The following is a 13,381-nucleotide window of genomic DNA, read 5'->3' on the forward strand; positions in this document are numbered from 1 at the left end:
GCTATCAGCTAATAATTATGGGTTTAAGTCCCCCACTATATCGTAAACGATTAGTGGCAAGCTTTAGTGGTGGGTCTAAATCCCCCACTATAAGCAGTCAAAAGCTGATAGCTGATAGCTGATGGCTGAACACTTTTTTAAACTATGCTAAGGTGGGTACTTTTTGCGCGAATAAATCAGCGATCGCCTTTAACATTTCGTTTTCTCGATAGGGTTTAGTAAAGTAACCGACAGCACCTAATTCTTTAGCCAACAAGCGATGTTTTTCTCCGGTACGAGAGGTTAACATGATTACAGGTACTTGGGCTAAACTTGCATCTTGATGATAATAGTTTAAAAATTCAAAACCATTCATTGAGGGCATTTCAATATCACAAATTACTAATTGAATGCCGTTATTTTGTTGTAGTTGATGCAGGGCTTCTCGACCGTTTTGGGCTTGCAATACTTGATAGCCTGCTCTTTGTAAAGTCATGGCTAAAGTTTGCCGCACGCTAATAGAATCATCGACAACTAAAATCTTTTTCGGCGGATGAGAAACTATTGGTAAACTGTAAATTTCTGGGTCTAATTGGCTGTTGTTAGTTTCCCATTGCCAATCAGAATTTGAGGTTTTTCCTGCTACTTGGTCAAGTAATTGACTAACTAAAATAATTGGATCGATTACTAATGTTAAACGACCATCTGCCAAAGTGCTACCACCATAAATGTAGCTAGGAGGTGCGATCGCTTTTCCCAAAGACCTAATTACTAGTTCTTGTTCACCCATAATTTGGTCAATTTCTAACGCTACAATTTCTGTTCCTTGCCATAAATCTACTTGGGAAGTTTGGCGAAGTAATAGTAAGGGAGTTGTCGAGAATTTGTTGGTTTCAACTTGGGGATTGTTCTGCTCAACTATTTCCGGTAATTTGTTGCGATAATTTGCTGAGTTTCCCGACATTAATTCCGCCATGTTGTAAACAGGGATTACCGCCTTGGCGTTATTGTTTAAATGTAGAACTTTTTGCCCATTACTATATTGAATTTGTTCTGATTTGGGCAAAATAATCTGATCGATCGCATCGGAAAGCAAGGCATATACAACACCCTTAGCTTCGCAAATCATTAATTTTGCCATAGTTAAGCTTAAGGGGAACTGTAACAAAAATGTAGTTCCTTTTTGCGGTTCCGAGTTAACTATTACTGAACCTGATAACATTTCCATTTGGGAACGCACTACGTTTAAACCAATCCCACGTCCCGAAAGGTCGCTAACTTGAGAAGCGGTAGAAAATCCCGGTTCAAATAGTAAATTTAACCAAATACTTTCGGAAGCTTTATCTGCTTGTTCCACAGAGAAAATTTGCATTTCTACAGCACGTCGCCGGATGCGATCTAAATCTAAACCTTGACCATCATCCCTGACTTCAATGATAGTTTTATTAGCTCGGTGATAGGCGCAAATTTCAATGTTACCTATTTCTGGTTTACCTTGATTAGCGCGAATTTCGGGTGGTTCAATGCCATGATCGAAAGCATTACGAACTAGATGTAATAAAGGATCGTAAAGCTTTTCTGCTAAGGCGCGATCGACTAATACTTCATTACCAATTAATGTTAATTTAACTCGTTTATTGTGCGCCGCAGATAACTGTTGTAAAAGTCGCGGAAAACGGCTAAAAATTTCGCCTAATGGTAACATTCGCGCCGTCCGCAAGTCTTCTTGTGTATTATTTAATAGACGGCGTTGTTTGGCTAAAATTTGACTGGATTGTTTAGCTAAGTAATCAGTAGATTCGATCGCTTCTTCTAGCTGTACCAAATCTTCTAAAGTCGCCTGCAACAATTCATGTAATTCGCTGTATTGATCTAATTCCAAAGAATCAAAACTAGCAGCCCAATTTTCAATAACTCGCTGACGTTCTTGGGCGATTAATAATTGGTCTGACCAATCACGTAATTCGCTAATTGTTTGTTGGTGTCTCCGCAAACGATACCATAATTGAGCGATCGATTCTTGCAATTGTTCGCTAATATTCGCTTGTCTATTTTGCCCGATCAACATTTCACCTGCTAAGTGACTGAGGCGTTCTAGTAATTCTAAATCTACCCGCACTGATGACTGAGTAGTTTTTGTATTAGCCGCAGTTTTCGGAGTTGATACAGGAGTTTGAAATTTAACTTTTGTCGGTGATTGTTCAACTAATGGATGGGGTAAAAATTGAGAAATTTCAGTTTTTTCTTCCAGAATAAATTCATGGGTTTCTGTGGTATATTCCGGTGGAGCTTCCTCTATTTCCGCAATAGTTAAACTCTCTTCAGGGGTAACTTCTGCTGCTAGTTCAGAAAAGCTGATTTTTGTTTCTGCTATTTCATCTTCAAAAATTGGCTGTTCTTCGGTTTCTGTTAAGTTACCAAAAACATCATCTAAACTAGGTTCAGCAAATAATTCTTCAACCTCAATGTCAGATTCTAAAGTTGTTTCTACTTCCGTTTCTGGTAATTCATCAGCTGTTAATTCAGCATCAGCTATAACCTCTAAATTATCAGTCGAAATCTCGACTAATCCATCTATTAGGAGGTCTTCTGTTGCTAATGTTTCCAGATTTGTGAAAGCTAATTTTTGTAAAGCTGGAGAAGGTTGTCCGCCAGAAGTGCGATCGCCTTCCATTACCAAAGACCACCCTTCGCTAAAGTTTAATAAAGCTACTTGAGCAATAGTTTCTACTTGTTCTGGGTGCAGTTCTAAAGCCGTTAAAGTAGTTTGCGCGATCGCGCCAAAACCAGGTAAATTTAAAGATTCCCCTAACCCAATAAAAACTTGTATTTGCTCTCTTAAAACTGCCTCTAACTCTTCATAATTTTCAGAATCTAACGCCGTCGCTAAAGTTTCCAAGCGTTGTTTTACACCTACCTCAAAAATAGATTTAGTAATATCAAATCCCAACTCTACAGAAGTGGGAATCTGTGCTTCTCTACCAAAATAATCGCCTAATTTTTCTTGAAGTTTAGCAAAAACATTTACCGCTCTATCTAAAGCTTCCGATTCATTTACATAACTACCCGTAATTTCTGCCATTAACGGTAGACGCAAACATTCGTACCCTTCATAAAGCAGCATTTCCAAGTCAGAATCAATTTCTATTTCCGGGTTATAAAGCGCCTTAAATACATCCTCTAAATGATGAGATATAGTTTTAATTGTATCTAACCCGACATTCGCCGCCGCACCTTTTAAAGTGTGGGTCGATCGCATTAAACTATGGACTTTAACCAAGCTATACTCTTCTCTTAAACTCAAAAGTTCCTGCTCAATATTCTGCAACAACTCTGGTGCTTCAGCGAGAAAATATTGATAGCCTTGTTCGCGAATCTCGTTATCACTGTTCATGGCTTTATGGTGATTTGTCAATTGTCATTCGTCATTCGTCATTGGGATTTTACTACTACGTAGTAAGTTTGTAGTTTGTAGGGTGCGTCAGACAGGATAATTTAGGCGATGAACGATAAATTTTAGCTTCTGACGCACCCTACTCAATATAACTAACAACTTTCAAGAGGCAGAGCCTCTGTTTTTCGTTCCCTGGTTGAACCGGGGAACGAGTTCAAAAGTTTGTAGGGTGCGTCAGACAGGATAATTTAGGCGATGAACGATAAATTTTAGCTTCTGACGCACCCTATTCAATATAACTAACAACTTAGGTTAATTGAGCTTGAATTTACCAACATTTGACTGTAAATCTTCAGCCATTGCCAGCAATTCTTGGAAAGAAGAAGAGATTTGTAAGGAGTTATCCGAAGTTTGGTTAGCAATTTTCGCCACACTTGTCATCGCTTCAGTAACTAACTTCGACTGTTGAGTTTCCTGTTGCGTTGCTTGGGTAATTCCTTGTACCAAATCTTGAATTTGTGCGGTAGCACCGACAATTTTATTTAAGTTTTGGCGAGTTTCATTTACTAAATTAGTACCCTCTACTACCTGTTGAATTCCGGTTTCAATTGCTTGCACAACTTCCCCAGTTTCCTCTTGAATTTCCTGTACTATTTGCTCAATTTCTGTAGTTGCTGCTGCTGACTGACGCGCCAAACTCCGCACTTCATCCGCTACCACTGCAAAACCTTTACCATACTCTCCGGCTCTTGTGGCTTCAATAGCAGCGTTGAGTGCTAATAAGTTAGTTTGAGTTGCCAAATTACCAATTAAATTCACCGCCTTAGAAATCTTTTGCGAAGATTCACTCAAGCGTTTAATTTTCTTGCCAGTTTTCGCCACCGTTTCCCGAATTGCCATAATTTCATCAACGGTGCGGTTCATCGCTGTATCACCCTGCAAAACAGTTTGATTTGCTTCTTGTACTGCCACTTCTACTAAAGCTGCATTTTTGGCTACAGCTTGGGTAGAATTGACCATTGCTTGTACTAATTTTAGCGCCTCTGATAACTTTTGATATTGTAATTGTGCTTGTTGGGAAAGTTCGGTAATTGACACCCCACTACTTTGGGAAGTTTGAGCAACTTTTTCTGTAGCTGTTTGTACTTGAATCAGAATTTTTCGCAGAGCTTGCAAGGTATTATTGTAAGCATCAGCGAGGGTTCCAACTTCATCAGTTGTTACTGGAAGTCTGACGGTTAAATCTCCTTTTAAAGTTGGTTGAATTGCACTCAGTAATTGAATTGCTCGTTGTTGTAATTGTTCTTTTGCTTCTTTCTCTCTTTTCGCTGCTTGCGCTAATTGTTCTGATTGTTGTTTGACTTGTTCCAAATATTTAGCTTGGCGCAAAGCTACACCCATTTGGAGACTAACTTGCGCCAACACATTTACTTCTGCGTCATCCCATTGCCGAACATTGGAATGTTGATAAGCAGCTAACAAACCCCAAAGATTATCACCAATAAAAATTGGCACAATAATATAAGCTTTGATTTGCATTTGCTCTAACATTTCAACGTGGCATTGAGATAAACCAGCGTTGTTAATGTCATCAGCTTTCGAGTGAACATTTTCTCCGGTATTTTTTTGATTTTGCCGATATCTTCCGCCTTGAGTTTCTTGTAAATAAGTATCTTCCCAAACTGTGGTGATATCGGGTCCCACCCATTTTTGGAAGCCAGTAGCGACTGATTCAGCAACAAATATACCGCTCCAATCAGAACGGAATTGATATACTGCAACTCTTTCTGCTTTCAGTAAGCGGCGCACTTCTTGAGTAGCATTTTTGAAGATGTTATTAACATCTAAAGATAGACGAATTTTGTCAACAACTTTAGTCAGGGTTTTTTCCCGTTCCACTGCTAAAGCTAATTTTTCGGTTTTCGCTTGCAGTTCTTCGACATATTCACCTTGGCGTAATGCTACTCCTAATTGGCTACTAATTTGGGTGATTAAATTCAGTTCTGATTCTTCCCAATGACGAGGTGCTGAGTTTTGATAAACTGCTAATAAACCCCAAAGTTTATCGCCGACAAAAATTGGTACTGTCATGTAAGCTTTGGTTTCTAATTGTTCCAAAACTTCCAGATAACATTCGGAAAAACCAGCTTTATCAACATCATCAACGATAAAGCCTTGACCTGATTGGTAACGTCCGCCTTCACTTTGCTGTAAATAAGTATCTGCAATTGTTGGTTTTGCTGTTTGTAGTCGTAGCACTCCGCAGTTAGCTTCTTCTTTTACTAATTGGGAGTCGGTTAACATTTCTTGCATTAAAGGAGTCCAACCGCTAGCTACTGATTCGGCGACAAAAACGCCACTCCAATCTGGGTTAAATTGATAAACAACTACACGATCGACTTTCAGCAACCGCCGAATTTGTTGGGTAGTTGTGCGGAAAATTGTTTCCATGTCTGAGGATTGTTGAATTTGCTCAGCAATGGATTTACCAATCTTTTTGATAATCTGAGTAAAATTCTTTTCCCGTTCGGCAACAACGGCTAATTTTTCGTTGGTTTCATGCAGCCGTTCTAGATATTCAGCTTGATCTAAAGCAATGCCAAATTGTGCTGCTACTCGCTTCACAAATTCAATTTCATAGTTTTGCCATTTGTGAGGTTTAGTACATTGGTGAATGCAAAGTAATCCCCAAAGTTCTTCTCCTTTCATTAAGGGCACAATTAAGTTAGCGCGAATTTGGAAATTCAGTAATTGTTCAATGTGACATTCGGATAATCCAGAAGTGTAAACATCAGAAACGGCTTGAATTCTACCTTGGCGATATAAAGGTGCAAAGTCTTTACCAAAGCGGCTATCAGCAAAGATGTTTCCTAATTCCGAAGAAATGCCTTGGCGTAAATCCTCGGCTATAAACTTGCCTTCGTTAAAGTCTTTTCCGGGGGTGAATTGAAATACGGAAACGCGATCGGTATTCAGTAATTGTCGGACTTCTCGACAAGTAGCTTTAAATAAAGCATCTAAGTTTTGCGATTGGCGAATTCGCTGGAGTACATTGTTTAAAATTTTCTCTTGTTCTGGTTGAACTGTTAATTGCCAACGATATTCTGATTGTTGTAAGTGAACGAGAATTTCTGCCCCAATTTGATAAACAATTTGGCTCTCTGTTTCTTGCCAATTCCGACTTTCTTGATGTTGCAATGCTACTAGTAAACCCCAAACTTGTTGCCCAACTACTAAGGGTACAGTGAGGAAAGATTTAATTTGTAATTTGTTCCATTGTTGCTTTTGTTGTGGGCTAAATTCGTCGGTTGATGTGTCATCAACTTGCCAAACTGGTGAAGTAAAATATTCCGCTGCTCTGTCAGCACCAAAATAGTGGCTTTCTAATGGTTGTCCTACCAAGGGAGTTAATTCTTCCATTGCTTCTGCCATAATTACGCCATAGTTTTCGCTATCAAAACGATAGAGAATTAGGCGATCGCATCCTAAATTTTGGCGCAGTTCCGTAACCGCAACTTTCACCTTACTGTCGAAGTCTAAACCTTGCCGAATCGCCGAAATAATCTGTAAAACTTTCTCTCTTTCCTGCTTGAATTTCGCTTGCACGCTAGCTTCCCAACTAGCTTTAAATTTTTGCTCGACTGTGGCAACTAAACTTTCTAGTTTCTGCATTTTCTCGGTAACTTCTGGGGCATCCCAAAGGGAAGTTTTTTCCAGATCAGATTTGAGACTGCTTACAGCTGTAGCAATTATTTTTATAGGTGAATTACCATTAACTTTGTTACTGGGAGAACCGTTAGTTGGTTGTTGGCTTGGTTTGGGCTGATAATGTGTAGTCATTTTTGCAATTATTGGTGATTGTTACTTGTTAATAAAAATGCTCTAGTTTGAATTTGTTAATTCAACATAGAAGTTGGGGATTTTTCCTGTTGATGCAGTGATAAAATAACCCCGATGATCTTATTACCGCCAAAGTTCTGGATTTTTACTTATTACTGAGATAAGAACACCACGAGGCGGAGCCTGAAGTTTCTCGTTCCCTGGTTGAACCGGGGAACCAAGGAACGAGGGAGAGGGAGGTTCTACCTCCTTACTCTGTCAGATCTGAGTATTAAGAAATAAATTGATTTCTTCTAATTTAGGATTCCCCGAAACCAGACAGAATTCAACAAAATCAGGAAAAGTTTTGCTGAATTATCGATTTAGTTGCCATAGAGGAGCTTTGGCGATCGCTTCCCCATTAAGCACCATCAATACTTCTTTGTTCGCTCCGATTAAGTAACCTTGTAAGTAAGGCAATATTTCGGGAGAAAATAAGCCCAAAGAAGGCATATTGATCTGCTCTTTGTCGTGTAACTCAATATCATTGATTTGTTGCACTACTAATCCTAAGTATTGCTCCTCCACTTGAATAGCGATCGTCATTAAATTTTCTACCCCACCCGTTGCTAAATTGGGAAATCCCATAAACTTACCAATATCTACTATCCACAGCATTTCCCCACGCCAGTTGTAAATTCCTAATACACAAGCTGGCATTTGAGGAACTGTTAAAATCTCTGCTACTGGTACCTGCATCACTTGTTTGATGATACTTAAAGGTAGCAAAGCTATCCCTTCTTCGCCTAATTGAAAACGTAAAAATTTCTCCCCTGCTGGCGGAGAATTTTTGGTTACACTAGTAGCAGAATTTACACGAGTCAGGGCGGAAACCTGTTTGGCATTATCTATCATATTCTTTATTAATTGAGTAATTGTCTCAGAACAAATAGCTATTTAATGACCTGTTTAATTGTTTTAACTAGTTCATTAGCTTGTACTGGTTTAGGTAGATAAGCATCTGCACCCAACATACTGCCCCAGAGTTTATCAACTTCTGTATCTTTTGTTGAGCAAATTACTACAGGAATTTGACTTGTATCTGGATTATTTTTGATTTCTCGACATAATTCAAACCCACTTTGACCGGGCAAAATCACATCGAGAATAATTAAATTTGGCTTTTGTAATTGTAGTTTTGTTTGCGCTTCTTCACTATTTTTAGCAATCACCACTGAAAAGCCTAATTGTTGCAAATGACGGCTCATGATTTCCCTGTCAGTCGTACTATCTTCAACTAGTAATACAGTACCCATATATTCCTCTCTTGTGCTAGTAATAGTTTGCCTGAAACTAAATTAAGAAGGCTGATAACCCAAGGATTGAGTTTGGCTTTCATTGGCCGACAAAGATGTTGCATAATTTAGATTTTTCTGCAACACAGCTAATACTTTTTGTTCTGCCACTGGCTTAGATAAAAAGTCGGAAGCACCTACCAGTTTGGCACGTACCCGATCGACTATTCCATCATTTCCCGTGACAATAATTACCGGAGTATTTTTAAAGCTAGAAATCCGGCGAATTTGAGCGCAAATTTCATAACCATTAGCCACTGGCATCACTAAATCCAGAAAGATTAAATCTGGTTTATATTCCAGCAAATTAGGTAAAGCTTGGATGGAATCTTTGATACTCACAAAACCATAACCTGCTTTGCTCACTAATCCTTCCATAATTTGACAATCGAGTACGCTATCTTCTACGTAAGCTACTAATGGTCTAGTTAATGATGCAGGTTTAGTTGTTGGTGCAGGTTGTGTACTTTTAGGCAGTGCAGTTCTGGGTGGTGATGTAGTTTGTATTGCGGTTTGTCCTGGTGAACTAGGGGTTGTCACTGTTTCCACTCTAGCCGTTGGCGGTGGGGGCGCACTCATCGCCAGGTTTGGCTTAGGTAAATCAGAAATTTCTGTTAGTCCCACCACTTTTTTGCGAATATAAGGAATTAGCGATCGCGTCACCGTCATTAAATCTTGCTTGATAAAAACCGACAAATCCCGCAATGTCCGTTTCCCATCCACCACCCTGATTAAAGTTTCATAAACTTTCGGTGAAGCTAATTCTTTTAATTCCTCAGCTTGCTTAATTACTGGCGCTAAATTAGGAGATATATTTGTTAACCCGGATTTAGTCCAATTTTCCCACATCTGTTGAGCTTCACTGAGGGCTTTTTCGGGATTTATTAACGTTAATGAAGCATCTAACACCTGTTGCTGATCGATGCTAAAAGCTAAGGGTGCTTTTTCTTCTTGCTGAAGTATGTCAAATAACACTTCCAAAACGGCACTTTTGATTACTGCTACCGCTTGCTCTCCTGTAATTTTTTGCCGTTTTACCAACACAATTAACACTAAATATTCCCAGAATTGAGCTACGTCTCCTTCTCGCAGCCGAATATCATCGGATGTTACCTGGTTCAGGTATTGCCTCAAATGCCTGTACCAACGTCTATTTACATGACATCCCCCCGATGCCCAAACTAAGCGACCCAGACAAAAGTAAAGGCTCCAAGTAGTTATTACTCCTTGGATATCTAGTCTGCCAGTAAATTGATTCTGTATTAAATTTGTCAGTTGGTCACTTAGCTTGTTAGCAGCTAAATTGTTCGTACTCATCCTGGTTCCTTAAGAGCAATATTTAATAGTAGCTAATCAATATCTTATTTCTTTTATATAACTTTTTGTGGCTGAATTCTAGTTGATTTTTATGATTCTTAATAAATTATTAACTCTTTTTCAGCTAAACTACCTATACTCAATAAATATACATAAAATAATCATAATAACTCAGGATTGACTAACACAAAATACAACAAAGCTTTACAGAAGTATTAAATTATTCACTTCTGAACAATGATATACTTTTAGATATAAATCACATCAATTAATTACCTTAAATTATTTTAACAATAGTTTAGAGAAAAAAGATAAAAATTCATTAAAAAATAAGGTGAAAAGGAATAATTGTGGGGAATGTGGTCAAAACCAGTGGGAATGGGGAAAAAGTTTCCCCTGTCTAGACCACACTCTCTTTTTTGCCGAGAAACTAGTTATGCAAGCGTTCTGCTAAAGCTGAACGTGCTTGTTCTCGATCGTCAAAGTGAATTTTTTCCGTGCCCAGAATTTGGTAGTCTTCATGACCTTTACCAGCAATTAACACCCCATCACCGGGTTGAGCTTCTAAAATCGCAGTGCGAATTGCTAAGGCGCGATCGCATAAGACTGCGGGATTTACTGAAGTAGGAATACCGACAAGAATATCTTGCAAAATCTTGTCGGGATCTTCTGTACGTGGATTATCGGATGTCACCACAATTTTGTCAGCTAATTGAGCCGCAATTCCACCCATTTTTGGGCGTTTAGTGCGATCGCGATCGCCACCACAACCAAACACACAAATCATTTTACCAGGAATGAAAGGTCGAGAAGCCTTCAACAAATTCTCCAAACTATCAGGAGTATGAGCATAATCCACAATCACGCTAATATCCTGATTAGGGGCAATTTGTACCCGTTCCATCCTACCTGGAACACCCGAAAACAAAGGTAAAAACTCAGTAATTTTGCCTAGTTCCAAACCCAAATGTAACGCCGCACCCACAGCCGCCAACATATTGGATAAATTGTACTGACCCACCAAAGGCAAAGAAAATTGAGTTTCACCAACCGGAGTATGCAAAACACCCGTCACCCCATTTGGTTGATACTGCAAATTATCCGCCCACAAATCAGCGTTTTGATCTTGAGTGCTGTAACTCCAAACTTTCTCGGAACTCAACTGTGCAATGAGTCGTTTTCCGTAAGGGTCATCAGCATTTATAATTGCCCGACCTTTGAGATAATCAGGACTAAACAACAGCGCCTTCGCCGCAAAATAATCTTCCATATCCTTATGAAAGTCGAGGTGATCCTGAGTCAAATTAGTGAACACCGCCACCTCAAAAGGACAATTCATCACCCGACCTTGGGCTAAAGCATGGGAACTAACTTCCATCACCGCCATTTTTGAACCAGCGGCTACAGCTGAAGCCAACTGTTCCTGCAACTCAACAGCAAAAGGCGTGGTATGAATTGCAGTTTGTTCAAAACCTTGCCAACGGGCGTAAAGTGTTCCCATCAAAGCCGTAGGAATTTGAGCTTCTCTCAACAGGAACTCGATTAAATGAGTCGTAGTAGTTTTGCCATTAGTACCCGTCACACCAACCAATTTGAGCTTTTGGGCGGGATAATCATAAAAAGCAGCCGCAACTTGGGCGCAAGCTTGATTCATATCAGTAGCGGGAATGATGCAAGCTTCTTCGGCTGCCTTTTTTTGGGCTGCGGTGGGGGAAACCAAAGCTGCGACTGCACCAGATGCGATCGCACTCGGCCAAAAATCCCCCCCATCAACCCTAGTTCCCGGCATTCCAATAAACAAATCTCCCGGTTTGCAAGCATGGGAATTAGTCGCCAACCCAGTCACCTCTGCATCCAAAGCCGGATGGTTGGGCGACTGCACAATGTTGGGAACGCTTGCCAAAATTTCTCTCAGCTTCATGTCAGGAGCTCCTCACAAAGGGTATTGGGCTTTATTCTGAATCATTATTAACCAAATATTTCTGTAACATTTGCTCCAATTGTAAAACTGACCAACGCGGCGAAGGCCGGGGAAGTTGTTCCTCTACCTCTTGGTTGTCACCTCTTACTCTACATAAAACCGGGATTTCATATTGAAAAGCCGCAAACCAATCATCGCGAGTCGTAATATCCCGCACCTCTAACTCAAAATCTATTCCTTCCACCTGTTCCAGCTTGTCTTGCAAACCTTCGCACAAGTGACAACCCGGTTTACTGTACAGAATTAATCGCATTTGCTTTGTGTTGAGCATGAAACCACAGCTAAACTCCGATCTTGTGCCAAGGGAGGTGGAACCTCCCAGATCCTCGTTCCCTGGTTGAACCGGGGAACGAAGAATGGAGGCTCTGCCTCTTGGTGCAATATCTGAGTAAACACAGCTAAACACAAATCAGAATTTTAAGAAATAGTAAAATTTCGTTACCTACTCGTGTTACATTTCTTGAAGCCCCTAGCATTAATACCTATAAGATCCTTAACTTAAAAAACTCCGATCTCCGATAGGATTATGTGGATTTATGGGGTAAACTATTTAGTATAGAACATTAGCAGTAGGAAAAGTCAAAGGTTATTATGGTTCACACTCCAGAAACACGGTTACAAATCGAAGTTGACAAGCTTGACCTAGACGAGTTAAATCAACGTTTTGAAAACGCCCATCCCAGAGAGATTTTGGCTTGGTGCGTAGCAAACCTACCCACTGGTTTTGTACAAACTAGTGCTTTTAACGTTGATGACTTAGTAATTACCGATATCCTCTATCGGGAACTCAAGCCTGCAAACCCAGTACCAGTGATATTTCTGGAAACATTGCACCATTTCCCCCAAACCTTAGAGCTAGTCAAAAAAGCTACTGAAATCTATAACTTAGATCTCCGCACTTATAAAATTCCCGACATCAACACCCGTGAAGAATTCGCTAAAGTTCACGGCGAAGCACTTTGGGATACAGATATTCAAAAATTCCACTTTTTGACCAAAATCGAACCTTTACAACGCAGTTTGGCAGAATTAGAAACAGTAGCTTGGATTACTGGTCGTCGTCGTGACCAAGCGCCAACTCGCGCCACTATGCCAATCTTTGAAAAAGATATCAAGAATCGGATCAAAGTCAATCCTTTAGCTAACTGGACACGCAAACTAAGCTGGGATTATGCTTTCGAGCATAAAATGATCTACAATCCTTTGCACGACCAAGGTTATCCCAGCATTGGCGACGAACCGATTACTACACCAGTTGCAGATGGAGAAGACGAACGTGCCGGACGTTGGCGCGGAACTGGTAAAACTGAGTGTGGAATTCATATTTAGTTAGGTAATAAGTACGTTGTTTGGGGGGAGAGCGAGATTTTTTAGCGGGAGCCCAAAAAAATAACAAAAAAAATTTTTTTTTTTTTTTTTTGTTTTTTTTTTTTTTAAAATTTTTTTTTCTTCCCCCCAACAACGTACTTATTACCTAACTAAATATGAATTCCACACTCAGTTTTACCAGTTCCGCGCCAACGTCCGGCACGTTCG

The 13,381-nt window shown here is 39.8% G+C and carries 8 protein-coding genes; 1 reads left to right on the forward strand and 7 read right to left on the reverse strand.

Annotation, left to right across the window (positions count from 1 at the left end; genetic code table 11):
* Positions 1-142: 142 nt before the first annotated feature.
* From ACE1CC_RS16015 to ACE1CC_RS16045, 7 genes are all read right to left on the reverse strand, one after another.
* Entirely contained in the window at positions 143-3,373 is a 3,231-nt protein-coding gene (locus ACE1CC_RS16015) for a hybrid sensor histidine kinase/response regulator (protein WP_413271431.1), read from the reverse strand.
* A gap of 312 nt (positions 3,374-3,685) precedes the next feature.
* Complete coding sequence (locus tag ACE1CC_RS16020) at positions 3,686-7,213, reverse strand: GAF domain-containing protein (RefSeq protein WP_413271432.1); 3,528 nt, start codon at positions 7,211-7,213, stop codon at positions 3,686-3,688.
* A gap of 354 nt (positions 7,214-7,567) precedes the next feature.
* Positions 7,568-8,107, reverse strand: coding sequence for a chemotaxis protein CheW (locus ACE1CC_RS16025; RefSeq protein WP_413271433.1), 540 nt, complete (start codon positions 8,105-8,107; stop codon positions 7,568-7,570).
* A 38-nt stretch (positions 8,108-8,145) separates the two neighbouring features.
* On the reverse strand, positions 8,146-8,508 hold the full coding sequence (locus ACE1CC_RS16030) for a response regulator transcription factor (protein ID WP_413271434.1): 363 nt from the start codon (positions 8,506-8,508) through the stop codon (positions 8,146-8,148).
* Positions 8,509-8,550: 42 nt separating this feature from the next.
* Entirely contained in the window at positions 8,551-9,864 is a 1,314-nt protein-coding gene (locus ACE1CC_RS16035) for a response regulator (RefSeq protein ID WP_413271435.1), read from the reverse strand.
* Positions 9,865-10,294: 430 nt separating this feature from the next.
* Positions 10,295-11,785, reverse strand: coding sequence for a UDP-N-acetylmuramoyl-L-alanyl-D-glutamate--2,6-diaminopimelate ligase (locus ACE1CC_RS16040; protein WP_413271436.1), 1,491 nt, complete (start codon positions 11,783-11,785; stop codon positions 10,295-10,297).
* Positions 11,786-11,816: 31 nt separating this feature from the next.
* Positions 11,817-12,098 (reverse strand): glutaredoxin family protein, encoded by a 282-nt coding sequence (locus ACE1CC_RS16045; RefSeq protein ID WP_413271438.1) that lies wholly within the window; start codon positions 12,096-12,098, stop codon positions 11,817-11,819.
* A 338-nt stretch (positions 12,099-12,436) separates the two neighbouring features.
* Here ACE1CC_RS16045 and cysH point away from each other — a divergent pair, with 338 nt between their 5' ends.
* A complete protein-coding gene (cysH, locus tag ACE1CC_RS16050) occupies positions 12,437-13,174 on the forward strand; it encodes a phosphoadenosine phosphosulfate reductase (RefSeq protein WP_413271437.1) in 738 nt (245 codons plus the stop codon).
* The last annotated feature ends 207 nt before the right edge of the window (positions 13,175-13,381 follow it).

The sequence above is a fragment of the Floridaenema aerugineum BLCC-F46 genome (assembly GCF_041929345.1).
In the GTDB taxonomy this organism is placed as follows: Bacteria; Cyanobacteriota; Cyanobacteriia; order Cyanobacteriales; family Aerosakkonemataceae; genus Floridanema; species Floridanema aerugineum.

Bases quoted from the DNA above. Each gene is read 5' to 3' on its own strand.
- ACE1CC_RS16015 (WP_413271431.1), bottom strand. From the start codon at position 3,373: ATGAACAGTGATAACGAGATTCGCGAACAAGGCTATCAATATTTTCTC.
- ACE1CC_RS16020 (WP_413271432.1), bottom strand. From the start codon at position 7,213: ATGACTACACATTATCAGCCCAAACCAAGCCAACAACCAACTAACGGT.
- ACE1CC_RS16025 (WP_413271433.1), bottom strand. From the start codon at position 8,107: ATGATAGATAATGCCAAACAGGTTTCCGCCCTGACTCGTGTAAATTCT.
- ACE1CC_RS16030 (WP_413271434.1), bottom strand. From the start codon at position 8,508: ATGGGTACTGTATTACTAGTTGAAGATAGTACGACTGACAGGGAAATC.
- ACE1CC_RS16035 (WP_413271435.1), bottom strand. From the start codon at position 9,864: ATGAGTACGAACAATTTAGCTGCTAACAAGCTAAGTGACCAACTGACA.
- ACE1CC_RS16040 (WP_413271436.1), bottom strand. From the start codon at position 11,785: ATGAAGCTGAGAGAAATTTTGGCAAGCGTTCCCAACATTGTGCAGTCG.
- ACE1CC_RS16045 (WP_413271438.1), bottom strand. From the start codon at position 12,098: ATGCGATTAATTCTGTACAGTAAACCGGGTTGTCACTTGTGCGAAGGT.
- cysH (WP_413271437.1), top strand. From the start codon at position 12,437: ATGGTTCACACTCCAGAAACACGGTTACAAATCGAAGTTGACAAGCTT.